The organism is Nonomuraea gerenzanensis, assembly GCF_020215645.1.
GTDB lineage: Bacteria > Actinomycetota > Actinomycetes > Streptosporangiales > Streptosporangiaceae > Nonomuraea > Nonomuraea gerenzanensis.
The window spans coordinates 3,575,357-3,600,039 of the sequence record NZ_CP084058.1; the positions used below are offsets into that span (position 1 = coordinate 3,575,357).

At 68.1% G+C, this 24,683-nt stretch carries 31 protein-coding genes; 23 read left to right on the plus strand and 8 right to left on the minus strand.

Annotated features, from left to right (window positions below):
- Positions 1-7: 7 nt before the first annotated feature.
- From LCN96_RS17120 to LCN96_RS17225, 23 genes are all read left to right on the plus strand, one after another.
- Positions 8-955: a P22 phage major capsid protein family protein gene (locus LCN96_RS17120; RefSeq protein WP_225273637.1), complete on the plus strand. Its 948-nt coding sequence runs from the start codon at positions 8-10 to the stop codon at positions 953-955.
- Complete coding sequence (locus LCN96_RS17125) at positions 952-1,176, plus strand: hypothetical protein (protein ID WP_225273639.1); 225 nt, start codon at positions 952-954, stop codon at positions 1,174-1,176. Before LCN96_RS17120 ends, LCN96_RS17125 begins: the two co-directional genes overlap by 4 nt.
- Positions 1,176-1,457: a hypothetical protein gene (locus tag LCN96_RS17130; protein ID WP_225273641.1), complete on the plus strand. Its 282-nt coding sequence runs from the start codon at positions 1,176-1,178 to the stop codon at positions 1,455-1,457. Before LCN96_RS17125 ends, LCN96_RS17130 begins: the two co-directional genes overlap by 1 nt.
- Positions 1,444-1,785: a hypothetical protein gene (locus LCN96_RS17135; protein WP_225273642.1), complete on the plus strand. Its 342-nt coding sequence runs from the start codon at positions 1,444-1,446 to the stop codon at positions 1,783-1,785. Before LCN96_RS17130 ends, LCN96_RS17135 begins: the two co-directional genes overlap by 14 nt.
- A 2-nt stretch (positions 1,786-1,787) precedes the next feature.
- Complete coding sequence (locus LCN96_RS17140) at positions 1,788-2,180, plus strand: hypothetical protein (RefSeq protein WP_185112879.1); 393 nt, start codon at positions 1,788-1,790, stop codon at positions 2,178-2,180.
- Entirely contained in the window at positions 2,177-2,488 is a 312-nt protein-coding gene (locus LCN96_RS17145; RefSeq protein ID WP_225273644.1) for a hypothetical protein, read from the plus strand. Before LCN96_RS17140 ends, LCN96_RS17145 begins: the two co-directional genes overlap by 4 nt.
- Positions 2,479-2,841 (plus strand): minor capsid protein, encoded by a 363-nt coding sequence (locus LCN96_RS17150; protein WP_225273645.1) that lies wholly within the window; start codon positions 2,479-2,481, stop codon positions 2,839-2,841. The genes LCN96_RS17145 and LCN96_RS17150 overlap by 10 nt, the downstream gene beginning before the upstream one ends.
- A complete protein-coding gene (locus tag LCN96_RS17155; protein WP_225273646.1) occupies positions 2,838-3,281 on the plus strand; it encodes a minor capsid protein in 444 nt (147 codons plus the stop codon). The genes LCN96_RS17150 and LCN96_RS17155 overlap by 4 nt, the downstream gene beginning before the upstream one ends.
- Before the next feature lie 70 nt (positions 3,282-3,351).
- On the plus strand, positions 3,352-3,828 hold the full coding sequence (locus LCN96_RS17160; protein WP_225273648.1) for a phage tail tube protein: 477 nt from the start codon (positions 3,352-3,354) through the stop codon (positions 3,826-3,828).
- Entirely contained in the window at positions 3,825-4,343 is a 519-nt protein-coding gene (locus LCN96_RS17165) for a DUF7426 family protein (RefSeq protein ID WP_225273650.1), read from the plus strand. Before LCN96_RS17160 ends, LCN96_RS17165 begins: the two co-directional genes overlap by 4 nt.
- Positions 4,344-4,378: 35 nt before the next feature.
- Positions 4,379-4,513, plus strand: a complete 135-nt coding sequence (locus LCN96_RS56575; protein WP_263657489.1) for a hypothetical protein — start codon at positions 4,379-4,381, stop codon at positions 4,511-4,513.
- Positions 4,510-5,211: a DNA cytosine methyltransferase gene (locus LCN96_RS17170; RefSeq protein ID WP_225273652.1), complete on the plus strand. Its 702-nt coding sequence runs from the start codon at positions 4,510-4,512 to the stop codon at positions 5,209-5,211. The genes LCN96_RS56575 and LCN96_RS17170 overlap by 4 nt, the downstream gene beginning before the upstream one ends.
- Positions 5,202-7,574 (plus strand): phage tail protein, encoded by a 2,373-nt coding sequence (locus LCN96_RS17175; RefSeq protein WP_225273653.1) that lies wholly within the window; start codon positions 5,202-5,204, stop codon positions 7,572-7,574. Before LCN96_RS17170 ends, LCN96_RS17175 begins: the two co-directional genes overlap by 10 nt.
- A gap of 1 nt (position 7,575) precedes the next feature.
- Complete coding sequence (locus LCN96_RS17180; protein WP_225273655.1) at positions 7,576-8,445, plus strand: hypothetical protein; 870 nt, start codon at positions 7,576-7,578, stop codon at positions 8,443-8,445.
- A gap of 884 nt (positions 8,446-9,329) precedes the next feature.
- The gene (locus LCN96_RS17185; RefSeq protein WP_225273656.1) at positions 9,330-11,945 is read left to right on the plus strand and encodes a phage tail protein; all 2,616 of its coding nucleotides are present in this window, start codon (positions 9,330-9,332) and stop codon (positions 11,943-11,945) included.
- A 4-nt stretch (positions 11,946-11,949) separates the two neighbouring features.
- Positions 11,950-12,423 (plus strand): hypothetical protein, encoded by a 474-nt coding sequence (locus LCN96_RS17190; protein WP_225273658.1) that lies wholly within the window; start codon positions 11,950-11,952, stop codon positions 12,421-12,423.
- Complete coding sequence (locus tag LCN96_RS17195) at positions 12,423-12,587, plus strand: hypothetical protein (RefSeq protein WP_225273659.1); 165 nt, start codon at positions 12,423-12,425, stop codon at positions 12,585-12,587. Before LCN96_RS17190 ends, LCN96_RS17195 begins: the two co-directional genes overlap by 1 nt.
- Positions 12,565-15,378 (plus strand): phage tail protein, encoded by a 2,814-nt coding sequence (locus LCN96_RS17200; RefSeq protein ID WP_225273660.1) that lies wholly within the window; start codon positions 12,565-12,567, stop codon positions 15,376-15,378. The genes LCN96_RS17195 and LCN96_RS17200 overlap by 23 nt, the downstream gene beginning before the upstream one ends.
- Before the next feature lie 5 nt (positions 15,379-15,383).
- On the plus strand, positions 15,384-16,040 hold the full coding sequence (locus LCN96_RS17205) for a hypothetical protein (protein ID WP_225273662.1): 657 nt from the start codon (positions 15,384-15,386) through the stop codon (positions 16,038-16,040).
- Positions 16,037-16,375, plus strand: coding sequence for a hypothetical protein (locus tag LCN96_RS17210; protein ID WP_225273663.1), 339 nt, complete (start codon positions 16,037-16,039; stop codon positions 16,373-16,375). The genes LCN96_RS17205 and LCN96_RS17210 overlap by 4 nt, the downstream gene beginning before the upstream one ends.
- 32 nt (positions 16,376-16,407) lie before the next feature.
- Positions 16,408-17,370, plus strand: a complete 963-nt coding sequence (locus LCN96_RS17215; RefSeq protein ID WP_225273664.1) for a peptidoglycan recognition protein family protein — start codon at positions 16,408-16,410, stop codon at positions 17,368-17,370.
- 32 nt (positions 17,371-17,402) lie between these two features.
- Positions 17,403-17,699, plus strand: coding sequence for a hypothetical protein (locus tag LCN96_RS17220; RefSeq protein ID WP_225273666.1), 297 nt, complete (start codon positions 17,403-17,405; stop codon positions 17,697-17,699).
- A 56-nt stretch (positions 17,700-17,755) separates the two neighbouring features.
- Positions 17,756-18,016 (plus strand): hypothetical protein, encoded by a 261-nt coding sequence (locus LCN96_RS17225; protein ID WP_225273668.1) that lies wholly within the window; start codon positions 17,756-17,758, stop codon positions 18,014-18,016.
- 66 nt (positions 18,017-18,082) lie between these two features.
- Here LCN96_RS17225 and LCN96_RS17230 read toward each other — a convergent pair whose 3' ends face one another.
- The 8 genes from LCN96_RS17230 to LCN96_RS17265 form a co-directional block, all read right to left on the minus strand.
- Positions 18,083-19,528, minus strand: coding sequence for a glycine hydroxymethyltransferase (locus LCN96_RS17230; RefSeq protein ID WP_225273669.1), 1,446 nt, complete (start codon positions 19,526-19,528; stop codon positions 18,083-18,085).
- A 102-nt stretch (positions 19,529-19,630) separates the two neighbouring features.
- Positions 19,631-19,933, minus strand: a complete 303-nt coding sequence (locus LCN96_RS17235; protein WP_225273670.1) for a putative quinol monooxygenase — start codon at positions 19,931-19,933, stop codon at positions 19,631-19,633.
- 18 nt (positions 19,934-19,951) lie between these two features.
- A complete protein-coding gene (locus tag LCN96_RS17240; RefSeq protein ID WP_225273671.1) occupies positions 19,952-20,794 on the minus strand; it encodes a phytanoyl-CoA dioxygenase family protein in 843 nt (280 codons plus the stop codon).
- A 9-nt stretch (positions 20,795-20,803) separates the two neighbouring features.
- Positions 20,804-21,760: a hypothetical protein gene (locus LCN96_RS17245; RefSeq protein ID WP_225273672.1), complete on the minus strand. Its 957-nt coding sequence runs from the start codon at positions 21,758-21,760 to the stop codon at positions 20,804-20,806.
- A gap of 2 nt (positions 21,761-21,762) precedes the next feature.
- The gene (locus LCN96_RS17250) at positions 21,763-22,599 is read right to left on the minus strand and encodes a class I SAM-dependent methyltransferase (RefSeq protein WP_225273673.1); all 837 of its coding nucleotides are present in this window, start codon (positions 22,597-22,599) and stop codon (positions 21,763-21,765) included.
- Between the two features lie 124 nt (positions 22,600-22,723).
- Complete coding sequence (locus tag LCN96_RS17255; RefSeq protein WP_225273674.1) at positions 22,724-22,909, minus strand: hypothetical protein; 186 nt, start codon at positions 22,907-22,909, stop codon at positions 22,724-22,726.
- A gap of 530 nt (positions 22,910-23,439) precedes the next feature.
- The gene (locus LCN96_RS17260) at positions 23,440-23,736 is read right to left on the minus strand and encodes a hypothetical protein (protein ID WP_225273676.1); all 297 of its coding nucleotides are present in this window, start codon (positions 23,734-23,736) and stop codon (positions 23,440-23,442) included.
- Positions 23,733-24,581 carry an SAM-dependent methyltransferase gene (locus LCN96_RS17265; protein WP_225273677.1) on the minus strand — a complete coding sequence of 283 codons (849 nt, stop codon included), beginning with the start codon at positions 24,579-24,581 and terminating at the stop codon, positions 23,733-23,735. The genes LCN96_RS17260 and LCN96_RS17265 overlap by 4 nt, the downstream gene beginning before the upstream one ends.
- Positions 24,582-24,683: the final 102 nt, after the last annotated feature.

Here is a 24,683-nt window from a genome sequence, read left to right on the forward strand (position 1 = left end):
GGCCCGAATGGCTAACACTTTCCTGACTCCGAGCATCATCGCCAAGGCGGCGCTTGCCACGCTGTACGAGACCTGTGTCATGGCTCAGCTCGTGCACCGTGACTATGAGCAGGAGTTCGTGTCGCGTGTCGGTGACACGATCTCGGTGCGGAAGCCCGCTGTGTTTCAGGCGAACGAGTTCGACCGTGCGACGGGCATCCAGATCCAGAACGCGTCCGAGGGCAGCGTGCCGATCACGCTGAACCACTTCGCCGACGTGAGCTTCGCCGTCACCGCCGAAGAGCTCACGTTGGAGATCGAGGATTTTGGCACGCAGCTCCTCAACCCGGCGATGGAGGCGATCTCTCAGAAGATCGACCGGGACATCCTGAGCCTGCGCAACGACATCGTGCAGCGTGTGGGCGTGACCGACGCGACGGTGCCGGGCGTCCCCGGCAAGGTGATCCACGAGTACTCCGACCCTAAGACGGCGATCGACGCCAGGCGCGTGCTGAACCAGAGGAACGTCCCGGCTGCGGACCGGTACTTGGTCGTCGGCCCGGAGATCGAGGCGCTCTGGCTGTCGGACCCGCTGTTCCACCAGGCTGACGTGAGAGGCGACACGGACGGCCTTCGCGAGGCTTCTCTGGGTAGGCGCGTATTCGGTCATGATGCCTTCCAGACGCAGAACATTGTGGCTCCGCCGACCACGCCCCCGCCGGCGACCGGCGCGCCCAACACCGAGATCGGTGTGGCGTTCCACAAGACGGCCTTTGCCTTGGTCACCAGGCCCTTGGTCCTCCCGCAGGGCGCGGCCAACGCGGCCGTAGAGAGCTATAAGGGCTTTGGCGTGCGCGTGGTGATGGACTACGACATCAAGGCCAAGCAGGACGTGGTCTCGGTGGACTGCCTGTACGGCGTCAAGACCCTGGACCCGAACAGGGCCGTGCTGATCCACGGGGTGCAGGCCCCGTGAGCTGGGTCAAGATCGGTTTGATTATCCGGCCGACCTCCGCGATCACGAAGATCGTTCTAGTGCAGCAGAACGGCGGAGGATGGGCCTTGCAGGTTCATTTCGCTGATCCGGCCGCCACGAGCGGATCCACATACGCGCAAACGCCGTCCGTCGCAACTAAGGACGAAGTCCTCGAAACAGCGCGGCAGGTGATGGTGGGCGCCTACTGGGACGGTACCTGATGTACGTCTACCGCAACTCCAACACCGGGCAGGTGGTCTCGCTCGAACAGCTAGACCCCTGCCTGGACATGTTGGACAACTGGCGGATCATCGGCGGGCCCGAGCCCGCCGACGCGTCCGGCCCGGCTTCTGCCGGGCCGGACCGCCCATCCGAGCACGACAACAAGGCCGCGTGGATCGAGTACGCGGTCGCGCGCGGCATGTCCGAGAGCGACGCCAAGGCGCTGTCGAAGGCCGCGCTGATCGAGGAATTCGGGGAGGACGACGATGGCGAGGACTGATCTGGCCGTCCGGCCCATGTCGCGAGCCGGCGTCGCGCTTGGCGTCGGCCTGGTTGCGGCCAACGTGGACGGCAACGCCTTCGACCACACCGACCGGCGCATGCTGCTGATCAAGAACAGCAACGGCGCGCCCGCGACGGTGACCGTGCAGATCCCGGCGACGGTCGAGGGCCAGGACGTGGAGGACCTGCCGGTCACCATCCCGGCCAACGACAGCGTGCTGCTGCCGCCGTTCAGAGCGGTGTACCGGCAGGAGAACGGCAAGGTGTACATCGACTACGCGGCCCCGGCCGGCCTCTCGGTCGGCGTGCTCGAACAGCCGGTGTAGCCATGGCGTACGCAACCGCTGCCGACTACACGGCATACAGCGGCCAGGCCGCGCCGCCCGACGACATCGACCGGAGGTTGGAGCGCGCGTCCGAACGCATCGACGAGATGCTGTTCGCCTCGATCTACCCGACCGACGACGCTGGCCTGCCCACCCGGCCGGAAGACGTCGAGGCGATGAAGCGGGCGACGTGCGCGCAGGTCGCGTGGACGATCGCCACAGGCGATGAGTTCGGCGTGGCTGCGGCGTTCAAGTCGGTGTCGATCGGCTCCGTCCGGCTGGACCGTGGAGGCTCCGGAGACGCGCCGCCCCCGCGGTACTCACCGGACGCCTCCTCGATCCTGCAGCGGGCCGGCCTGCTGCCCGGCTACATCCTCGACGGGAGCGTGTGGTGATGCTGCCCGAGTGGCTGCTGCGTCACACGGCGACCATCGAGCCCTTCCAGGGTGATGGTGCATACGGTCCCGTGTTCGGGGAGCCGGTCGAGTCCCGCTGCCTGGTGGATGACGAGCGGCGCCTGGTGCGCGACGCCCAGGGGGCCGAGGTCGTCAGTGATACGACCGTGTTCTTCCCTCCGGGCACTACTTGCCCGGAGGGGAGCAGGGTCACCGTCAACGGGCGGCAGACCACCGTCATCACGTCCTTTTCCCGCGATGGCGGTGGCCTGCCGACGCCTGATCATGTCGAGGTGGTGTGCCGCTGATGGCCAAGGCCAGGTTCAGGGCGAAGATCAACGGCGAGGAAATCACCGCTGAGACCCGCCGCGCGGCGGCGCGCGGTCTGCGTCTGGGCACTGAGCACGTGCTGTCGGTGTCCAACCAGAAGGTGCCGCACGACGTGGGCGACCTGGAGCGGTCGGGCGCGACGGTGGTTGACCGTGAGGACCTGGTTGGCGTGATCTCGTACGACACCCCATACGCGCGCATTCAGCATGAGAACTTGGACTACCAGCACAAGCCGGGGCGGACGGCGAAGTTCTTGGAGCTCGCGCTGCGCGAGGAAGCCGAGACGGTCAAGCTGCTCATCGCCCGGCAGCTCCAGCAGGTGTTCAAATGAGCTGGACGCGCGACTTACTGACCGGGTTCGCGGTTCTGCTGAGCGAGGCCGGCGTGGCGACGTGGAGCCCGAACGGGATCTACACCGACACCCAGACGGCCATCACGATCGGTGGTCTCCCGGCTAAGCCGGACACCGCGATTGCGCTCGCCGTGTACGGCGTGGGCCAGGCTGGCGACGACGTCGAGCAGCCGGACTCCAGCGTGCAGATGCAAGCTCGGTTCCGCGCCAAGACGGACCCTCGGGTTGTGGACGACCTGGCGGACGGCGTGTTCGACGCGATCCACGGCCTGGCCAATCACCCGCTCTCGACAGGCGTGCTTGTGCTGCTCTCGCGCCGCACGCTGATCGCCCCGCTTGGCCGCGACTCCAGCGGCCGGTGGGAGCGGGCCGACTCCTTCGACCTGATGGTTCACCGGCCGTCGCCGCACCGCGACTAGTGACCTCACTTTCTCCGCTGATTGCGCTGCCGCAATCAGCGCTTTGACGTGCCCATTTATAGGAGTGATCATGGCGCTGCGAAGCCTGCTCGCTAAGGACTGGAAGCTCGACGTCGCGACCGGTTCCGACCCGGAGAACCCGACCTGGCTCCCCGTGCGGGGCCTCACCAGCTTCCAGGAGACGACCGACGACAACACCGAGGAGGACTCGGACTTCGACGACGAGGAGGGCTGGGGCAGCTCCGTCGTGACCGGCCGGACCTGGCAGATCGAGGCCGAGGGCCGCCGCAAGCGGACCGACGCCGCGGTGTTCACCGCCGACCCCGGCCAGGAGGCGATCCGGAAGGCGGCCCGCAAGGTCGGCTTCGAGGCGAACATCCGCGCCCGCTGGTACCGCCGGGACGGCGCGAACGACGCCTACGAGGGCACCTGCACCGTCTCCGAGTTCACCAAGGGTGGCTCGGTGACCGACCTGGAGCCGTTCAACTTCACCCTGCTGGGCCAGGGCGCCCCGGTCGAGATCGAGAACCCGGTGGCCGCCCCGTGACCGAATTCCGGGATCTCGACGAGTTCTTCGACGACAGCCTCCGGCTCCCGGTGGGCGGGAAGGTCTACGTCATCCCCGCCCCCGACGCCGAGGTCGGGCTGCTGTGTCAGCGGCTCATGCACGCCAGCCTGCAGGCCGAGCAGGGCGAGACGGTGGACGACCCTAAGCTCAACGAGCTGGCCGAGGTCGTGCTCAACGACGATGAGGAGCGCGACCTGTACCAGCGCATCCTCGGGCCGGTCTGGGACGAGCTGCACGCCGACAAGGTGAAGTGGCCCCGCATCCAGCACGTCGGCGCAACCGCGCTGGTGTGGGTCGCAGCCGGCAAGGAGGCCGCCGCGAAGATCTGGGCCTCGGGCGGCACGGGGGAAGCCCCGGCCCCGAACCGGGCGACGCGCCGGGCGACGGCCGCGGCGGCGACCTCGACCCGGTCACGGGGCTCCGGGACTACTACGACCCGGACGACGGCCTCTCGATCTCGAAAGGCCGCACCGTCTCGTGGCAAGACATCCTGACACGCTGGGCGCTCGTCGAGCCGGACCTGCACGAGGTGTACGGCATCGACCTCGGCGAGCCCGGCGCTCTGCGCGCCCGGTCGTGGCGCTGGTTGCGGACACGGGTCCACGGGCTGCTGACGTGTGACTCGCGGCTGGCCCGCGTGCTGGATCCAGGCGAGGAGCGGTGAGGCGGGTCCTCGACGCGTTCTGCGGCGTGGGCGGGGCGGCCCGCGGCTACCAGCGCGCGGGGTTTCACGTCGTGGGCGTGGACCTCCGGCCTATGCGGCGGTACTGCGGGGACGAGTTCGTTCGCGGCGACGCGATCGAGTTCATCGCCCGGCACGGTCACGAGTTCGATCTCATCCACGCGTCCCCGCCATGCCAGGCGCACACCGCGCTGACACTCGGCACGAACCAGGGCCGCTCCTACCCGGAACTGATCCCGGTGACGCGGCGCGTGCTGCGCGGGACCGGCCAGCCGTGGGTCATCGAGAACGTCCCGACCGCGCCCATCCGCCGGGACCTGATGCTTTGCGGCGCCATGTTCCCTGAGCTGGCGGTGCTGCGGCACCGCTGGTTCGAGTTCGGCGGCGTCCGCGTCGCCCAGCCCGAGCATCCGCAGCACCGCGGCCGCGTCGCAGGGTTCCGCCACGGCGAGTGGCACGAGGGCCCATACGTCGCGGTGTACGGCAAGGGCGGTGGCAAAGGCGCGCTGTCGCTGTGGCAGCAGGCCATGGGCATCGACTGGCCCGCCGCCCGCCGCGAGATCCGGCAGACGATCCCCCCGGCGTACACGGAGCTGATCGGGCTTGCTGTCCGCGATCAGCTTCCGGCCGCTGGCTTCACCCCATTCGACACCCCAGGAGGTGAGATCCGGTGGCGCTGAACGTGGGCGAACTCTTCGCGACCATCGACGTGAAGGACCGGGGCACGAGCAAGGTCAGCCGCTTCATGGCCTTCATGCGCGACGCCGCGAAGAAGCTCGACATCGACGTGGGCAAGCTCGGCAAGTCGGCCGCCGCGACGGGCGCCAAGTTCACTGCCACGGCGCTCCAGATGTCCTCCATGGCGGCCTCAATGGCTGCGGCCGCGCAGGGCGCGGTCGGTCTGGTCGCGGCCCTGGCCCCGGCGGGAGGCATCGTCGCTGCCCTGCCGGGCGTGATCGCACTCGGTGTCGGCGCGATGGCCACCCTCAAGGTTGCCCTGCTCGGCGTCGGGGACGCCTTCGGCGCAGCCCTGGGCGACGACCCGAAGAAGTTCGAGGAGAGCTTGGCCGGGCTCTCACCTGCGGCGCAGGCCGCCGCGCGTGAGCTGCGCTCGGTCAAGCCCGCGATCGACGGGCTGCGGTCCGCCGTCCAGGACGACTTCTTCGCGCCGCTGGCCGGCCAGATCCGAGCTGTAGCGGACGCCGTGGTCGGGCCGCTGCGCAGCGGAATGCAGGGCGTGGCGCGGGAGTTCGGTCTCGCTGGCGCGGAGGCGGCGCGGTTCGCCTCCTCCTCGGCGACGGTGGCGGCGATCTCGTCCATCTTCGGATCGCTGCGTTCGGCGGTCGCTGCACTGCAGCCCGCCATCCAGCCCGTGCTGGCTGGCTTCCGCGACATCGCTGTGGTGGGCGCGTCCTTCTCCTCCGGGCTGGCTCCCGGCATCGCTTCAGCGGCTCAGCGGTTCGGAGAGTTCCTATCGAACGCTGCTAACAGCGGTACCGCACTTAGCTGGATGCAGGGTGCGCTGGACGTGTTCAAGCAACTCGGCCAGGTCGGTGGCGACGTGATCGGCATCTTCAAGTCGATCTTCTCGGCGATGTCCTCCGGCGCGTCGGGGGCGCTGGGCGCGATCGGCCAGCTCCTTGATCAGCTCAACGCGTTCCTGGCCAGCGCGCAGGGTCAGCAGGCCCTCGTCGCGATCTTCGGCGCGTTGTCGCAGGTCGGAAGCGCCTTGATGCCGATCTTCCGAGCGCTCGGAGGCTCGCTCGCGCAGGTCGCACCGCACATCGGCGCCATCGCGACGGCGCTCGGTCCGGGGCTCGCTGCTGCGGTCTCCGCGCTCGGGCCAGCCCTGGCGGCCTTGGGTCCGGGGCTGACCATGGTCGCCCAGATGCTCGCACAAGCGTTCGCGAGCCCTGAGCTGCAGTCCGGCCTGCTCATGCTGGGGCAAGGGCTCTCCGCGGCTCTGGCTGCGGTGGCTCCTCTGCTGCCAGTGGTAGCGCAATTAGCGGGGATCTTGGGCCAAGTACTCGGCATTGCGCTGAGTAATCTCTCGGCTGCGCTCGGTCCGGTGATCAGTGCCTTGTCGAGCGCCCTACAACCGGCCCTGGCGTCCATTTCGTCCGCTTTTGCCCAACTAGGGCCCGCGATGCAGCCCATTTATGCAGCTTTTGGGCAGATTGCAGGCGCAATCGTGCAGTCTGTGCTGCCGCCGATCTTGCAGCTCGTCCCGTCGCTGCTGGATGGGCTAGTTCCTGCCTTTGTCGAACTGATCAATGCTGTTAATCCGCTTATTCCGCTCTTGACCGATTTGCTGGTCATGGCGATCAAGGACATCCTGCCAGCGGTCGTCCCCGTCATCCCGATCGTGACCCAACTCGGAGTCGCCTTCGTGCAGATGGGCGCCAAGGTGGCCCAGATCGTCGCGCAGATCAAGCCCGCCATCGAGGCCGGAGTCGCGATCTTCCGCTGGATGTACAACGTCCTTGTCGGTCACAGCGTGATTCCAGACATGGTCAACGCCATCGGCACGTGGATCGGGACGAAGTTGGTCGGCTGGTTCACCGCGCTGCCCGGCAAGATCAAAAACGCGATGTCGTCCATAGGCCCGACCATGGCAGGCATCGCCTCGGACGTCGTTTCCGGCTTCTGGAACAAACTCCAGTCGCTGGCCAGCGGCCTGTACAACAACGTCCGCAACTTCTTCTCCAACATCGTCAAGAGCGCCAAGGACGCCCTCGGCATCAAGTCGCCGTCGAAGGTGTTCGCCCAAATCGGAGCCTTCATGATGCAAGGCATGTCGATCGGCGTGGACAAGGGCCGCGGAGTCGTCGTGTCCTCGCTGAAGAAGGTGGCCACGCTCGCGACGCGGACCGCGATGCCAGACCTGTCGGTGCCCGGCGTAACCGTCCCGGACGGTCTCGGCGGGGGTCGCGCCTCGTCGCGGACGGTAGTGAACGTGACGAACCACTACCCGCAGGCCGAACCGACCTCCGTGACCGTGAACCGGTCGCTCCAGTACGTCGGCGCAATGGGGGTGATCTGACATGCCGAGCTACCAACTCGACGGCGTGCCGCTGGACCACCCGGCCGGCTGCTGGCGAACCAAGAAGGGGACGCAGAGGCGGCCATTGCCCGGCGCGAGGGCCGTGAAGGTCTCCGTGCCGGGCCGGCATGGGGACATCCCGGTTGCGGGCCTCGACCTGGAGGCCACGACGTTCGGCCTGACGTTCAAGGTGACGTCAGCCACCCCCTCGGGGGCGGACGGCGGCTACGAGCAGATGGAGCGCAACCTGGAAGCGCTGTCGGCGCTCCTTGGGACGCGCCACCGGCTGATGAAGCTGCGCTACCAGGCCGGGTCGCTGGTCCGCGTCGCCGACGTGCAGATCACGGCCGCCAGCGAACCGGACGTCAACACCGGCGCCGCGACCGCCCGGCTCACAGCTGTGGTCGAGGTGCCCGGCGCGCTGTGGCGGGACGAATCCGAGTCCACCTGGGCAGGCGAGCCCAACCAGCTCGCCCAGGCGGTGACCACGCTCGCGGGTGCGACCGGGCCCATCACGGATGCGCTGTTGCGGTTTACCGGCCCGGCCGTGCAGCCGTCGATCGGGGACGTCGCCACCGGCGGATGGGTGCTGCGTCCGGGCGGTCTGCTGGCGGGGGAGAGGCTGCTGATCGACTGCGGGCGCATGCAGGCAGCGGTCGTCACCGACGATACGTGGGACTTGGCCGCTGGGGACGACGTGACGGGGGAGATCGACGCGATCGGCCCCGGCTCGCAGTTCCGGTGGTTACACCTGACGCCGTCCGTCGCAGTAGCCGATCCCTTCTCGCGCGCGGTGCTCGTCTCCACCTCGGCGACGAGCACTGACGCCTTATCCACGGTGGAGATCAGAGCCCGCCGCGCTTACCTATAGACCGCAAGGGCAGGCACAGTCAGCAGAACGATGGAGTGCGCAGAGGATTGGCAGGGGCCATCTAATTCATTTCATTCCATCCATGGATGAAATGAAATGAATCCCCGGATGGAAAGAAAGTTAGATGAAAAGAATCCATCCATGGATGGATTCTCGGCGGACGGCGGAGTGAACCGCAGAGGAGGGGTTGCCCTGACTGGGACGCGTAGTTGCTAGACTGTGTCTGCTCGGACGGGCGGCTAGTACCGCCGCCACGTCGAGAGATCTGGGGTGACCCCGCTCCTGGCCGCCTAAACCGTAGAGCGGGGCCTGACGGACCAGCTAGCGCTACTACTAGCTAGGCCCGATCCCCTTCAGTAGGTCAAGCAGGGCGATCAGGAGTTGGATCATCACTAACCACTCCTGATCGTCCGGCTCGCCGGAGCCTACTGCTTGCATTCGTTCCTCCATCCGGACCGATGTGCCTTGAGGGGCGGCCGCGGTCCGTTCAGCCGCTCCGCGAGACACCCACGTGGACTGGGCCAGTTGGATCTCTCGCGGCACGGCCGAGCGAAATGTGGAGCGAAGGCGAAGCGTGGGCTACGAGCCGTAAGTCTAGCGTGACTAAAGCCTACGTACGCCATTCTCTGTGGATGTCTGTGCAGCGAAAGGAAGCAATCGTCATTGACGAAGACCTTGACTTCTCCATAATTCTGAAGTCAGGAGCCTGTAAGGCGAGTTCATGGCAGGTTTTCTGGGCGAAGTTGCTTTCTCTTGCAGCTTGAGTCAAGGCGGTGCGTGGCGTGACTTATGATCTTCGTCTCGTCGTCTTCGCCCCGACTGGCCCTCGTCGAGGAGTGCTTTCACATCCATCGAGCCTTGAGGTCGCCTTTCCTCTCAATGACGTGCCATCGCTCAAGCTCAGCTACACCACCATGGCGACCGGCGCTGCCTTGCTCGACCAGCCGTGCGAGATCGCCGTCGAGTGGAGCACGGATGGAACCGTGTGGACCGAAGCGCCGGACTCGCGCTTCCTGCGTATCAAGCGCCGTGGCGACGACTGCGACACAACCGGGCTGGCCCAGTTCGAGCTGCCGGGTTTCGTGTGGATGCTCCGCAAGATCGTGCTCCATCCCGGTATGGCGCCGCTGGCGGACGGCAAGAGGGCGTTCCTCAGCGCGACCGCCGGGGAGATCCTGCAGACGTTCATCGGGGAGGCCAAAGGCCGGGGCGCGGTGCCGGGCCTGCAATGGGACTTCACACCGGACGAGGACAGCGCGGGCCAGGCGTGGGACAAGGTCATCACGATCTACTACCAGCCGGGCATGGACGCGCTCACGGCGCTGCAGAACCTTGCCGAGCAGGGCGTGTGCGACTTCCGCACGTCCGGCCGTACCGTCCAGGTGTTCAACGCCGACACTGCGATCGGCCGCGACCTGGCGTCCGGGCCCAGCCCGGTGGACTTGCGGTACGGGCGCGACGTCGCCGAAGCGCCCGACGAGGGCACGCTGGAGGACACGGCGTCATCCGTGCTCATCGTCGGAGACAACGGGCTCGTCAAGACGTTCACCAACCCCGCCGCTGTCCAGCCGTGGGGCCCCTGGGAGCAATACGTCGGCGCGGGCGGCGTCTCCGACGAGGGGACCGCGACGATTCTCGCGCAGTCCGCGCTCGAACGCGCCGGAGGCGAGCGGGTGCAGCGGACACGCGGCGTCGTTTTGTACGGCGCGCGCTGGCTGCCGCTGAAGGACTACCGGCCCGGTGACCGGGTGCTCGCGCCGGGAGACGGCGGGACGCTGGAGCCGCTGCGGATCCGGCAGGTGACGTTGGCGCGCAATTCGACAGGCGTGCTCGGTGGGTCGCTGGTGCTGCATGACCGGTTCCTGGAGCGGGACATCCGGCTGGCCAGGCGGACGGCTGGGATCGTCGGTGGTTCGACGGCGGACGGAGGGTCCGGGGCGCAACCGAGCCCGGAAGCGCCCGAGCCGCGCACGCCGACGGCCCCTGCCGGGCTGATCGTGAACCCGCTCCCGTACATCGACGAGCACGGCCTGCCGCACGGGCAGGTGACGGTCTCGTGGGGCGCGGTCACCTCCGACGTCGGCGGGGTCGCGTTGAACGTGGGCGGCTACGAGCTGTTCATGCGGCTCAACGAGACTGGCGCGCCGTGGTTCTTCGTCACCTCGACGGAGGCGGGCGACACCACGGCGACGTACTCGCCGCTCGTCATCGGCGAGTCGTACGTCTTCAAGGTCCGGGCGGTGAACCTCGGCAAGGTCGGAGCGTTTTCGCCCGAGGTGGCAGTTACGATTCCCGACGACGACGAAGCGCCGCCGGTCCCGACCGTGCCGCAGCTCTCCACGCGTCTGGGCGTGGTCCGGGCCACGTGGAACGGGCTCGGGGTCGGCTCGGTGCCGATGCCGCCGGACTTCCTGCACGTCCGCGCATGGATGCAGGACCCGCTTGCGCCCGGCTGGTCGGAGATCGGCATGCTGGGCGAGGCCGGGGCGATCCTCGTCCCGAACCTGCCGTACGGCGCGGACAGGCAGTTCCGGTTCACGTCCATCGACCGGTCCGGCAACGAGTCGGCCCCGTCCGCGTCGGCGACGATCGCCGCGGTGCAGCTCGTCCAGGGCGACGCCGCGAACGAGAGCATCACGACGGGCGCGCTGGTCGCGAACGCGGTCACCGCCGACAAGCTGGCCGCCGGGGCGGTCGAGGCCGAGCACATCACCGCTGGCGCGGTGGTGGCCGACAAGCTCGCCGCGGTCCTGACGCTGTCCACGCGGGTCGTCGCGGGCGGCGCGTCCGGGGCTCGGGTCGAGCTCAACAGCTCGGGCCTGGTGGCGTTCAACGGCTCCGGCCAGCAGACCGCCAGCATCTCGGCTGCCACCGGCGCGGTAAGCATCGTGGGCCAGCTCGCGTCCGGGGTGACCGGCGCGCGGATCGTGGTCAACCCCGCGGGTGCGGCGAATCCGGAGATCCGTTTCATCCCGGGCAGCGGCGTCAACCAGTCGCGCATCTACAGCGACGGCTCCCGCTTTACCGGGGAGGCGACGCTGGTCATGGAGTCGGGCACCAACCAGGCGAGCACCGCGATGTGCCGTCTGACCCACGCGGCCGGGTTCTGGCAGGCGGCCATCTTGAATCCGTCGAACGGGGAGCAGCGCGGCGGCGCGGTGTCGGCGGTTGAGGGGCAGGCGTCGATCGGGTGGGTGCACCCGAGCCAGCAGGACCAGCTCCTCGTGTTCGATCAGTCCGGGACGTTCCACCGGGGGACGTGGCTGTATGCCAACGACTCCGGCTTGATCATGCTGTCGGTCTCGGTGTCCAGGGGTGCCACCTACTACCAGGTGGCTCTCGGCTTCTCCTTCCCGACCGTGCCGAAGGTGACGTTCACGGCTGAGCAGGTGACCACGATGCAGTTGTTCTCCCGGACCAACAGCGACTTGTTCTTCTTCGACCCGTCCGCCGGGACCTCGCCGCCGGTGCGGACCTTCCATATCTGGGCCTGGAGGTGACGCGGTGCCGGACGACTGGCAGGTCACGGAGGTGACCGACACGGCCGATGAGTCGGGGCGGGTTGAAGCGTGGGAGATCACGCTGACCCGGGCGGCCGATGGCGTCACGGTCGGGGTGTTCCTGCCGAAGGTGGCGATCGAGTCCACCGCCGTGGCGTGCGCGCTGGCCTCGACGGATGAGGCGATCGACGTGCTGATGCACCGCGCGGTCCATCCAATCTACGAGCCGAACCTGCCCGAGACGAACCCGTGGCAGCTCAGCGGCGAGCAGGCCCGCGCCGCCGTGCTTGAGCGGGTCGAGCGATGCAAGCGCGACCATGCGATCGTCACGACAGCCGTGCCGAGGGCTCCTACTGCGGCCGCGCGGAAGGCAGCCGACGTGCTCGCCCCGGTGAGGTCGCACGTGCGGATCGACCCGGTGAAGGCCGCCGCCACGCGACTGGAGCACCAGCGGGCTCTCCTGCAGACGAGGGCGTGATGGAAGACCTGGTGGTCGAGCCGGGCCGGATCATCGCCGTGCTGCGCCGCCGCATCGAGGACCTGACGTACGAGAACGCTGTGCTGTCGGCGGCTGTCGATCAGCAGCGCGATGAGATCAACGAACTGAGGGGGAGCAGCGGTGCAGGTGATCATCCCGGGTGAGCCCACGAAGTTCGCGCTACGGCTGGTGGCGTACGAGCCGAACCGTGATCGGCTGGGTGTGCTGCCACAGCACAACGGCTTCGAGCTGGGCGACCCGCTCAACGACGTGCCCAGCCTCAAGGTGACCTACCCGGACGGCGGCCTGAACGCGAACCTCATCGCTGGGCACTGCGAGGTCGCGGTGGAGTACGCGGCGAACGGCGGCCCGTGGGTCGAGCCGCCCAACGCGCGGTTCCTCCGCATCAAGAGGAGCGGCGACAGCATCGACCGGGCCGGTTCCCGGTCCTACGATCTGCCGGGCTGGGCGTGGCTGTTGAGGAAAGTCGTGCTGTACCCCAACGGCGCGATGGTGGACGGCAAGCGCCAGTTCAACGCGGTCAGCGCCGGGGCGATCCTCCTGACGTTCATCCAGGAGGGCAAGGCGCGCGGCGCGCTGTCCGGTCTGACCTACAACTTCTCCGACACCCGCGATAGCGACAACAAGGAGTGGGACAGCGCGCGGCGGCTGACGCTGGCCATCGAGCCGGGCAAGGACCTGCTCAGCGTCCTGATCAACCTCAGTGAGCAGGGCGTCCTCGACTGGCGGATGCAGGGCCGCGAGTTGCAGGTGTTCAACCCAGACACGGTGCTCGGCACGGACCGCGCATCCGGGCCCTCCCCGGTTGACCTGCGGCTTGGCCGTGACATCACCGAAGCTCCGGACACGGGGACGCTGGAGGACGCCGTGTCCGCCATCCTCATCGGTGGCGAAGCCGGCCTCTCGGTGGAGGTGACCAACCCGGCCGCCGTCGCGCCGTGGGGCAGGTGGGAGACCTACCAGTCGCAGAGCGGCGTCTCTGACGCCGGCACGGCGAGGCTGCTGGGCCAGAACGCGCTGGAGCGTGTCGGCAGGGAGCGGGTCCAGGTCACCCGCGGCCTGATGCTCGACCTCGCGCGGTGGCTGCCGTTCGAGCACTACCAACCGGGGGACTACTTGCTCGCGCCGGGCGACGGCGGGGCGATGGAGTCGCTCCGTCTGCGGCAGATCACTCTGTCAGTGGGTACGGACGGCCAGGTCGGCGGCAACGTCGTCTTGAATGATCGTTTCCTGGAACGCGAGATCCGGTTGGCCAGGCAGGCCGCAGGGATCCTCGGCGGCGGGGTGGGATCGGGCGGCTCCGGTGGCGAGCCGGCGCCGGAGACGAACAACCGGATCCCGGCCGCGCCGCAGGGCCTCGTCGTGGCGGCGGACGCCTATCTGGATGAGCACGGATACGCGCGCGGGCAGGCGACGGTGACGTGGAACGCGGTGGCCGCCGATGTGAACGGGGTCGCGCTCAGCATCGACTCGTACGAGGTGTATGCCCGCCGCGACCTGCCGGGTGAGCTGTGGCTGATGGTCGCGCAGACGGCCTCGGGCGACACGAAGGCGACGGTCTCGCCATTGGTGGTGGGCTGGGAGTACGCGTGGAAGGTGCGCGCCGTCTCGGCCGGTGTCAAGGGCGACTTCTCCGGCCAGGTGGTCGAACTCGTGCCCGACGACACGACACCACCACCGGTGCCGACCGCTCCGCAGCTCTCAACTCGGTTGGGCGTGATCCACGCTGCATGGGACGGAAGGGGCGTCGGCGGGGCGGTAATGCCTACCGACTTCGACCGGCTGCGCATCTGGATGGACGACCCGCTCACGCCCGAGCCAGCGATCGAGGTCGGGTACCTCGACGCTGCCGGGTCGATCGTCGTGCCCGGCGAGCCGTACGGCGCGGACCGGACGTTCTGGTTCACTTCTGTGGACCGGTCGGCCAATGAGTCGGGCCCTTCTGCCTCGGCGACGATCGCGACGCAGCCGCTCGTGGACGCGGACCTGATCGGTCAGATCATCGACGGCGCTGAGCACATCATCGACGGCACGATCCCCGGTGACGCGAAGATCACCGCCGACTCCATCACAGGCCGCCTGATCCGGGCACTGGCGATCGAGGCCGACAAGATCGCCGCGAACGCCATCACAGCCGACAAGATCGCGGCAGGGTCGATCCAAGCGGGTCACATCAGCGCGAACGCCATCACAGCCGAGAAGATCGCCGCGAATGCCATCACGGCCGCGAAGATCGCTGCCGACGCGATCAACGGTAAGACGATCACCGGTAGCGTGATCCGGACAGGCGCAACAGGGCAGCGGATCGTGATCGATCCAAGCACACTGGACATCCGCTTCTACCCGGACGGCAACACCAACTACAGCCGGTTGTGGACGTCCGACGACGACTTCGCCGGTGAGGCGACCTTCCGCATCACGTCCGGCACAAACCCGGGCATGACGGCCAGGACGTACTTCACCCTCGCCGCAGGCTGGACGAAGCTCGAAGTCCTGAACCCGAACAACTCCAACGCCAACGGCGGGTTCCTGGAGAGCGCGGAGGACTACAGCCGGATCGGCTACGAGAACGACACCTCCGACAACCAGTACATGTGGTTCGACGCGTCTGGCATGACGACCCACTACGGCAAGTGGTGGGACAACAGCTTCGCCTCGAACACCTGGGGCGTTCATGCCGGATCGCGGATCGCGAGCGACGGCTGGACCGGTATGGAGATCAAATACGGGCCCACCATGCAGGGGAACATGGGGCCTGTCGCGGTGCTCAGGGACGGCGCGATGCTCAACAACCCGAACCTGCGGCCGAACTTCTACTGGTGCATCGAGTTCTCCACGCAGACGTCATTCATGATCTCGTGGTCGGACGGCGGCGGCGTCCGGTCCGGCAAAGGGATCTATTGGTGGGCCCATCGACACAACGGGAGCGCATGATGCCTTTGACCTGGACCCTGTGGGATGCCGAGCTGTCGTACGGTCCCGTCTACTACTCACAAAGGGACGCGGCCCGCGCTAACCCGCTGGGCGCTGAGCCGCTGTGGGGCGTCGCGGTCGTCAAGGAAGACGGCAGCAGGTTCCTCAAGACGTTCCCGCACAGCACGCTGGAGTGGCGGTCCGCCGAGTACGGTATCGACCCGGACGACAAGGACACCCTGCTCGACGTCATCCTGCACGAGAGCTACATCCCGCGCGAGGACGACCCGCTCGCCCTCATAGACCCGGCCTCGGCGAAGATCCTGACCGAGACGCGGGACATGCCGACCTGCTGGACGCCCGGCGTCTCGGACAAGGACCGGCTGGACGCCCACCTGGCCCGGATCGCCGCGGTGAAGAAGCACCGTGTGCGGCTGGACCCGGCCAGCATGGATGACCGACAGGGCGCTCTCGCGTTCGTGGGGTCGCGTCGGATCGCGCCGGCTGACCCGCTGGACCTGATCCGTGCGGCACAGCTCGACCCGATCCGGGTGGAGTCGCGGCGCCTGGCAGTGAAGTGGGCCCGCTCGACAGGCGGTATGGCTCAGGAGCCGAACTTCCTGTTGAAGCCGCCGGACGCGTTTCTGGGCATGCCGACCGAGATGGGCGCTGCGTCGGTATGACCGAGGAGACGCCCAACCTCGCGCTCGCCCTCGCGGAACTGCGCAGCGCGGTTGAGCTGGGGTTCGAGCGCACCAACGGCAGCACGGCGTTGATCCTGCAGCGCCTCGAATGGGTGGACGATCGGCACGCCGAGCTGGTCAAGCGCGTCGAGGAGGACCGCGCGGCGGCCGAGCTCCGGTACGTCGCGATGGAGGGGCGCCTGGACGCGGTGGAGCGGGAGGCCGTGACTCGCACGCAGTTGGCCGAGCGGACGCGGCAGATCATCGCCGTCGTCACCGTCCTGGTTGCCGTGGCGGGCGCGGTGATCGCGCTGATCCAGCTCACGCGCGGCTGACCAGCCGCGACGACACCAAGGAGGACATCGCCATGCCATGGCTGACGCAGCTCGCCGACATCGCCCGCCGGACGGGCTTCCCAGTGACGGAGGTGGGAGGCTGGCAGAGTCGCGGGCACGGACCGCAGCCCTCCGTGGAGGGGGTGGTCTGCCACCACACCGCCGGGTGGAATGACCGGCACATCGTTGTCCACGGCCGCCCCGGACTCGATGGGCCACTGTCGCATATATGGCTGCAGCACACCGGCCGAATCTGGGTCGTCGCCGCAGGCCGGTGCTGGCACAACGCGCCGAGCACCAGTCCGCACCACATGAACTCGACGAGCATCGGCATCGAGGCCGAGAACGACGGTCGCACGCCATGGCCCGACGTGCAGATCGACGCCTACGAAGCGCTGTGCGCGGAGCTCTGCCGAGAGTTCGGCCTGCCGCCCTCGCGGGTGAAGGCCCACAGGGAGGTCAACACCGGCAAGCCGGACCCTCACTCCATCAACATGACCCACTTCCGGGAGCGCGTGGCCGCACTGATCAAGAGTCCCGGAGCCCCGACCAAGCAGGAGGAAGACGTGCCCGAGGTCATCTCTCTGGGTGCCGGTGAGGACCAGGAGGCCCCGGCCGGCGGCGAGCTGGCGGTGCGCTGGCACACCGAGTACACCGACGACCCGCCCGGCCACAACGCGGACGGAGTCGCCGTCATGGCCAAGGCCGCGCGTTGGTGCATCGTGGACGGCCTGGTGAAGATCCGCGGGCTGAAGCCCGGTACGGAGATCGACGTGGCCTGGTCTCGCTACTCGCGCGACGGCAAGACGTTCGAGGACGACGCCTGGCGGCTGTCCTTCCGCGCCGACGCCAACGGGCGGGTGGAGGAGTCCGTGGGCGGCCAGTTCGCGCTCAACACCAAGAACCAGCTCCGGCTCCGGATCATTAACCCGACCGACGCTGCGGCGGTAGTCGAGAAGGTGACCATGGCCAAGCTCGCGATGTTCAACCGCTGATAGCGGTTCCGCTTTCGACAGGAGGCACTTCCATGTCCACCCCCACCGAGACCGCGCCGACGATCGGCCGGATCGTTCGCTACAAGCTGTCCGGCCACGACGTCAGCATGATCAACCTGGAGAGCATGCAGTCGTTCGGCGGCCAGGGCGTAATCCGCTCTCCGGCCAAGCTCGGCGACGTCCTCCCGGCGATCATCACGCGCACGTACGAGGGTTCCGGGACCGCCGTGAACCTTCAGGTGTTCCTCGACGGCAACCACTCCTACTGGGCGACGTCGCGCTCGCAGGGCACCGACCACGGCCAATGGTCGTGGCCGCCCCGAGCCTGATCTTCAACCCCCGAACCCTCCCGCCATGGTGGCGGGCTGTCCCGAAGGAGGGGCATATGCACGCAGATCCCCAGATCAGCTACTCCAAGCCGCCCGTCGAGACCAAGGTCAAGGCCATGGGCCTGACCGCCTACCTCGCTGGTGTCGCCGGTATGGCGGTGCTTCAGGCGGTCGCTGACGACCCCAGCATGATCGCGGTCCTGCCCGACTGGATCGAGGCGATCACGCTGCCGCTCGTGCCGACCGCGCTGGCGGCCGTGGCCGGCTTCAAGTCCAAGCACACCCCGCGGCCGGACCTTCCGGCCGACCAGCGATAGTTTTCGCCGTTCACCTGGACGCCCCGCTCCTCCCCTGGTGGGAGGAGCGGGGCGTTTTCGGTTTCCTCAGCTGATGCTGATGGCCGGGTAGAGCGGATATCCGGCCATCAGGTCGGCTGCCTCCTCGCTGACTTGGTCGCGGATCTTCGCATCCAGGGTGTACTTGGCTGGCGAAGTCTTGCCGTCGGGCGTGGTGGCGGGCTGCGTGCTGGCCAACACCGTGTGGATCAGGTGGGCGATGCGGTCCATGTCGGCCTGGTTGAGGCCGCGGGTGGTCAGGGCGGGAGTGCCGAGACGGATGCCGGAGGTGTACCAGGCGCCGGCGGGGTCGCGCGGGATGGCGTTGCGGTTGGTGACCACGCCCGCGTCGAGCAGGGCGGCTTCGGCCTGCCGTCCGGTCAGCCCGAAGGGGGAGACGTCGAGCAGCACGAGGTGGTTGTCGGTACCGCCGGTGACCAGGGTGACGTCCCTTCGCCGCAGGCCCTCGGCAAGCGCCTGGGCGTTGGCGACGACGGCCTCGGCGTAGCGGGCGAAGTCGGGCGTGCGTGCTTCGGCCAAGGCGACCGCCTTGGCGGCCATGACGTGCGGGAGCGGCCCGCCGAGCACCATCGGGCAGCCGCGATCAACCTGGTCGGCCAGCTCGGACTGGCACAGCACCATCCCGCCGCGGGGGCCGCGCAGGGTCTTGTGCGTCGTGGTCGTGACGATGTGGGCGTGCGGGATCGGGTCGAAGTCGCCGGTGAAGACCTTCCCGGCGACCAGGCCGGCGAAGTGCGCCATGTCCACCATGAGGGTGGCTCCGACCTCGTCGGCGATCTCCCTCATGATTCGGAAGTTAATCTTCCTGGGGTAGGCGGAATAGCCTGCGATGAGGATGAGCGGCCGGAACTCGCGGGCCTTGGCGCGCACCTGGTCGTAGTCGAGCAGGCCGGTGGCGGGGTCGGTGCCGTAGCTGGCCTGGTGGAACATCTTGCCGCTGATGTTGGGCCGGAACCCGTGGGTCAGGTGGCCGCCGGCGTCGAGGCTCATGCCGAGCATCCGCTGATTGCCGAGGTCGCGGCGCAGTTCTTCCCAGTCGCTGTCGGACAGGTCGTTGACGTGACGGGCTTGGGCGCGGGCCAGGGCCGGCGCTTCGACGCGCTGGGCGAGCACGGCCCAGAACGCGACCAGGTTGGCGTCGATGCCAGAGTGCGGCTGCACGTAGGCGTGAGCGGCGCCGAACAGGGCGGTGGCGTGTTCGGCGGCGATCTGCTCGACGGTATCGACGTTGCGGCATCCGGCGTAGAAGCGGCGGCCGATGGTGCCTTCGGCGTACTTGTCGCTCAGCCAGTTGCCCATCGCGGCCAGGACGGCGGGTGAGGCGTAGTTCTCGCTGGCGATCAGCTTGAGGCTTTCACGCTGGTCCTGGAGTTCTTGCCGGATTGCTTCGGCGACGCGCGGTTCGACCTTCGTGATGAGGTCCAGCGCGGCGGTGAAGGCGAGCGAGTCGGCGGGCTCAGCAGGCAGGGCCATGATCGTGTCTCCGAAGTATGGGCGAGGAACGGCAGCACGCTAGGGCGCAAGGCTTTCACACTCCGTGCTCGTTGCGCTGCCATGCGGGCGGGGCGGCGGCTGCTACGGCCACGGCTCACTGGCCAGCACGACGAACCTCGTTCCCTTCGGCCCGATGATCAGCAGCGTCTGGAAGGCGTCCATCACTGCTTGGAGCTGCGGCAGCTTGCCCTGACGTTCTACCGCGTCTTCGTCGGCGTAGACCTCGATCGACACGAAGCGGTGGGGATCGGCAGGGTCTTGCAGGATGTCGAAGTCGATCACTCCTGGCACTTGGCGGCTGGCATCGACCAACTCGGCGAATAGCCGATGAGCGCGCTGCAGGTGGCCAGGGTCCACCGTGACGGCCACGCGGTACAGGATCATCCGTCCTCCTGGCGGGAATCAGTAGCGGGCGCTGAGCGGATTGAGCCCGCCGTGGCCGAGCAGTTCCAGCAGCGGCTCGTCCTCGCGCGTGCGCGCCTGTTCGAGCACCCGTTGATAGGCGGCCGAGGGGAGACTGGGCTCGAAGTTGAACTCCGGCATGAAGATCGACGACAGTTGCAGAGTGAGCAGGCGGCGCGTCTGCTCACTGTGGTTGGCGCCGCCGCGGTGCCACAGGGCGGCGTTCATCAGCACGATCTGGCCAGGCTCGATGCGGATCATGACCTGGTCGTCGAAGGTGTCGTCCGTCGCCGGTGGCTGGTCGTGACGGTGGTGGCTGCTCGGCACCACCAGCAGCGGGCCGGTCTGGTCATCCGCCGCGTCGAGGTAGATCAGGCAGGTGATCACGGTGGGTGCGGACACCAGGCGTGACGGTGGTGAGGTGTGGGGCCGGTAGTCGGTGTGCCACACGGTTCCGTCCCCGGTCCGGGGGCGGGTGACGCGCACGTTCGAGTTGCGCAGCACGATCCGGGGGCCGAGCAGGCAGCGGACGGTGTCGGCCAGGCCGAAGGACTGCAGCGGGATCATGGCGATCCGCGGGTCCTGCTTGTGCGGGTCACGGACGTACTGCCCGGCGAACTCCTTGTCGTACGTCTTGTCGCCGGGTGAGGGGAAGTGGGCGGCCACCTGCTGGTCGATCGCCTCGCGCAGCAGGTCGAGCAGGCCGTCAGGAATGCGGTTGTCGGGGACGACGACACCTTGACGGACGAAGGTGTCTTCCTCCTGCTGGGTGAGCATCGTGGTGCAGGTCCGGTCGGGCCGGGTGACGTCGGCGTTGTGGATGACGAACGTGGTGGTGGGCATGGTCACCTCTCACTGGGGGCTTTGCAGCAGGCAGGTGCGCTGCAGGATGTGATCGGGGAAGGTGTGCCTCTTGAACTCGTACAGCGGCCTGGTTTCTGAACCGCCGAGGTTCAGCGCCGAGGCACCGGCGCGGCGCTGCTGCAGGTAGATCAGCCACAGGAAGTAGGTGACCAGACGGGGCTCGCTGCGGGCGGCCAGGTAGTAGCCGTGGGCGATGCCGGTGATGTCGGCGGTGATGGCAAAGGCGGCCAGCCGGTCCCGCCGGGTCAGATAGTGGTAGGTGAGCCGATCATGGTGCAGGGAGATGAGGCTGGCCGTGACGGCGTCGTTGAACCCGAGCTCGTGCAAATCGTAGTCGTTGGCCCGCGCTGCGTCGGCGTGGATGAGCGTGGTCTCGCCGATGCCAAGCGGCGTGGGCCGGGCGGTGTAGTGGTAGCTGGAGGCGTGCCGGAACACCGCCTCCCGCAGCGGCTTGTACTTGCGGCCGCCGGGCAGCTCGACGGCGGGAGCGGTGACGATCACTTCAGGGTGGGTTTCGTCGTCGGCCGGCGCGTCGGCGTGCCAGGGCCCGCTCATCTCCGTCCATCCCTGGTCGCGTAGGTAGTCGGCGACGGCTGGTGAGCAGTACCGGACGACCAGGGGCTGCTCTGCCCGGTCATGGGCCACCCGGGCGACATCGTCGAGGAGCCGCACCACGGCGTCAAGAGGGCCGACCGGGCGGATGGCGATCAACCGTTCAACGTCGTCGCGCCAGGACAGGCCCATCGCGGCGTTGTCGCGGCTCACGACGTGCCCCCGGCCGCGGGCACGCAGCCAGTAGAACAGGCTGTGGCTGCCGTGCACGTCGGCACCGGCCTGCAGATAGGTGGGCAGCAGATCGACACGGTTGAGGGTCGCCAGGGTGATCGGGCGTATGTCCGTGCCGAAGTGGTGATGCAGCTCGCGGGACATGGTGGCCAGGGGCATGTCTACCTCGCCTTCTTCCGCAGAGTCCACACGTGGGTGAACGTGGCAGGGTTGTAGCGGTCGCTCTCCAGGTCGCGGACGCGTTCCACGTGCATGCCTGCTGCGTCGGCCAGGTCGTGTAGCTGGTCGGCGTCCACCGCGTACTGGGTGTGGGTCTCGCGCCAGCAGGTCGCGTGGGCAGCGTCGCGGCGTTCGACGACGCTGACGCACCGGTCGCGCTCGGGGTCGTAGCGGTGGTGCCAGTGCACGGTGCCGTCTCTGAATTCCTGCACGTCGTTGTGGTCGCGCCAGTGGCAGCGCAGCAGGTGCGGAGAGGACAAGTCGGCGATGAGCCGGCCGCCCGGCCGCAGGCAGCGTGCCACCTCGCGTAGGCACTGGCCGAGTGCCGGGATGGGCAGGTAGTTGAGGGTGTCGAATCCGGACACCATCAGGTCGGCTGACTCGTCGCTCAGCGGCAGGACGTCGATGGAGGAGAGCAGGGTGTGCTCGTAGGCATCAGCGGCCTGGGCGAGCATCGCCGCCGAGCGGTCCACGCCGATGCGCGTGAGTTGGGGCAGGTGGGTGGCGAGGAGCCGGCCACCGATGCCGGTCCCCGCCCCGAGATCGACGACCACCGCGGACGGGCGCGGCCGGGTGCTTACGGCCTCGGGCAGGATGCCGACGCGCCAGGTGTGTTCGGCCAGGTCACCGAGCAGTGTGTGATAGTCGTCGGCGAGCCCTCTGTAGGGCTCTGCCCCCATGGTCACCTCTCTCCAGCCGATCCAGCGCATCAGCGTTCGGACCCATGGCCGTGGCGGGCCGCTGGGGATGTAGTAGGGGTGGGCGATGAACGGGTCCAAGGGGTTTCCTTCGTGAGGGAGGGCAACCGTGGGACGGCATGAGCGGCTTCGCCGCCCCACGGCTGGGGCCGCCCCGGACCGGGCCCAGCCGAGGGCGGCGAGAGGCATGCGGGCATGCCTCCCTTCAGGTGGTGCGGGTGGTGGCGCGGAACATGTGGGCGAGGTGCTGCTGCTGGGCCAGCGCGGGGGCCAGCGTGTAGCAGTCGGGTGCGCGGATGACGAGCTTGACTCCCGCCGCCTCCATGGGCTTCGTGATCGTGAAGCGGGGAATGGCACCCCACACCTCAACGTCGTTCTCGCGGCCACGCATGATGTCCCAGCCCGGGTATACGCGGCGAAGGGCGTGAAGCTGCAGGTGTGCCCTCGTGGTGGGGTTGTCTCGGCTCATATTGATCACCGGGTTGTGCTCGTGGCTTGGTTGGTGATGTGCGGCCGTGGGACGGCGGGTGAGCAGTTGCGAACGCCGTCCCACGGCCCCCTTCACCCTGGCCAGGGGGGAGAGCGCGCAGGGTGAAGGCACGGCGGGTCCGAGACGGGGTAACTCGGGATTCGCCGCGTGAGGAGGGGTCTCCTCGGTCCTCTGGACGCCGTAACTAGGAAGCCCGGCTCGTGCGGGCAGGCGCCGCCCAGGGGAGTCTGGTGCTCGCCGCTTCCGGTGGCCATCCCACCGGAAGCGGCGAGCGTCGGCCAGCGCGGGCCATGACGGTGCTGGATCCTCCGAGGCCCGCGCCGGTAGCGCGTGACCGGCCGTGGACGAGCGGTGCAGGCCGGTCACGCTGAGACGCGGCGTAGCTGCCCCGGCTGCGTACGGGGGCGTCTGTCTGGCCGCGTCTCGTCTCATCACCCGACCGCCGTCCGCAGCGCGTCGGGGAGCTGCTGCTCCAGGACAGGCGGTACAGGCCGCACGCCGTTCTGGATCGCCCACAGACGGCTCTGATGCTGCGTGTCGCGAATGCACGCCCACAGCGCCTCGGGGTCGTAGCAGTCGCCCGTGTGGTAGACGCCAGCCGGGTTCCAGTAGCCTCGGTAGAACGCGATGACCAACTCCTCCACCTGGAGAACCAGCCACCAGTAGCCGGTCTCCAGCTCAAGGCGATCCGCCCACCCGCGGTCCGTACGATCGCTGACCCGATTCACGACGCCACCGCCATGGATCGGCCGAACGCCGCCACCGCGGCGACGAAGTGAGCGCGGCCAACGTCGAGCGGCATCGCAATATCAGGTCTCCAGGCGGAGGCCTCCACCAGGCCCGGCTCAAGGAGTTCGAGGCCGCCGAGGAACATGGATCCAATCACATCCAGGGAGCGGGGATAGATGTCGGCCGTCGCCTTGTAGTCCGCGATCATCTTGGCCCGCTCCTCCGACCTCAGGAGATCGTCCCGGGCGTGGCTGAAGATGAAGTATCCGGACGGAAAATGCGCCATGTAGCGACGCAAGATGCTGGCTGGCTTCTGCTCGTCCGGCGCGAAATGCGCGAGCGCCGTGGCGATGATCCCCACGGGCTGGCCCGGGTCGAGCAGGCTCCTCGTCGCCTCGTGCCTGAGCACGGCGTCCACGTCCCAGGCATCGCCCTCGATCAGGCCGGCCGCGCCGGGGATGTCGAGCAGCGCCCGCCCGTGGACCGCCACGTGCCGGTCGTTGTCCACGTAAACGACGCGTGTCCCCTTGTGGTGCTGAACGGCTGTGTCGTACGTGGTCTCGCCGTTCTGCGGCGGGAGACCACACCCCAGGTTCAGCCACTGGCGGATGCCGTGCTCCTTGGCGATCACCCTGGTGGCGCGGGTGACGAACTCCACCTGCGCGCGGGCGGCCGTGCGGATCTGTCCCGCGGTCTGCTCCAGTGCGTCCAGCACATCCCGGTCCGGAGGGAGGTTGTCCTTGCCGCCCGTGGCGAAGTCCCAGACGCGGGCGATGGACGGTTTGGTGAAGTCGTAGCGGCCTCCACCGGCCGCATCGTGGGGAGCCATCCTGCTGACGCTCATGAGGCTTGCTCGTTGTGGTGCCGTGGAGCTTGGATGGCTTTACGCTTCTGCATGGGTCAGGACCTCGATTCCTGATCAAGGCCCCGGGCTTTCCCGGTGTTC

Bases quoted from the DNA above. Each gene is read 5' to 3' on its own strand.
- LCN96_RS17120 (WP_225273637.1), top strand. From the start codon at position 8: ATGGCTAACACTTTCCTGACTCCGAGCATCATCGCCAAGGCGGCGCTT.
- LCN96_RS17130 (WP_225273641.1), top strand. From the start codon at position 1,176: ATGTACGTCTACCGCAACTCCAACACCGGGCAGGTGGTCTCGCTCGAA.
- LCN96_RS17135 (WP_225273642.1), top strand. From the start codon at position 1,444: ATGGCGAGGACTGATCTGGCCGTCCGGCCCATGTCGCGAGCCGGCGTC.
- LCN96_RS17140 (WP_185112879.1), top strand. From the start codon at position 1,788: ATGGCGTACGCAACCGCTGCCGACTACACGGCATACAGCGGCCAGGCC.
- LCN96_RS17155 (WP_225273646.1), top strand. From the start codon at position 2,838: ATGAGCTGGACGCGCGACTTACTGACCGGGTTCGCGGTTCTGCTGAGC.
- LCN96_RS17160 (WP_225273648.1), top strand. From the start codon at position 3,352: ATGGCGCTGCGAAGCCTGCTCGCTAAGGACTGGAAGCTCGACGTCGCG.
- LCN96_RS17180 (WP_225273655.1), top strand. From the start codon at position 7,576: ATGCCGAGCTACCAACTCGACGGCGTGCCGCTGGACCACCCGGCCGGC.
- LCN96_RS17195 (WP_225273659.1), top strand. From the start codon at position 12,423: ATGGAAGACCTGGTGGTCGAGCCGGGCCGGATCATCGCCGTGCTGCGC.
- LCN96_RS17210 (WP_225273663.1), top strand. From the start codon at position 16,037: ATGACCGAGGAGACGCCCAACCTCGCGCTCGCCCTCGCGGAACTGCGC.
- LCN96_RS17215 (WP_225273664.1), top strand. From the start codon at position 16,408: ATGCCATGGCTGACGCAGCTCGCCGACATCGCCCGCCGGACGGGCTTC.
- LCN96_RS17220 (WP_225273666.1), top strand. From the start codon at position 17,403: ATGTCCACCCCCACCGAGACCGCGCCGACGATCGGCCGGATCGTTCGC.
- LCN96_RS17225 (WP_225273668.1), top strand. From the start codon at position 17,756: ATGCACGCAGATCCCCAGATCAGCTACTCCAAGCCGCCCGTCGAGACC.
- LCN96_RS17230 (WP_225273669.1), bottom strand. From the start codon at position 19,528: ATGGCCCTGCCTGCTGAGCCCGCCGACTCGCTCGCCTTCACCGCCGCG.
- LCN96_RS17235 (WP_225273670.1), bottom strand. From the start codon at position 19,933: ATGATCCTGTACCGCGTGGCCGTCACGGTGGACCCTGGCCACCTGCAG.
- LCN96_RS17240 (WP_225273671.1), bottom strand. From the start codon at position 20,794: ATGCCCACCACCACGTTCGTCATCCACAACGCCGACGTCACCCGGCCC.
- LCN96_RS17245 (WP_225273672.1), bottom strand. From the start codon at position 21,760: ATGCCCCTGGCCACCATGTCCCGCGAGCTGCATCACCACTTCGGCACG.
- LCN96_RS17255 (WP_225273674.1), bottom strand. From the start codon at position 22,909: ATGCGTGGCCGCGAGAACGACGTTGAGGTGTGGGGTGCCATTCCCCGC.
- LCN96_RS17265 (WP_225273677.1), bottom strand. From the start codon at position 24,581: ATGAGCGTCAGCAGGATGGCTCCCCACGATGCGGCCGGTGGAGGCCGC.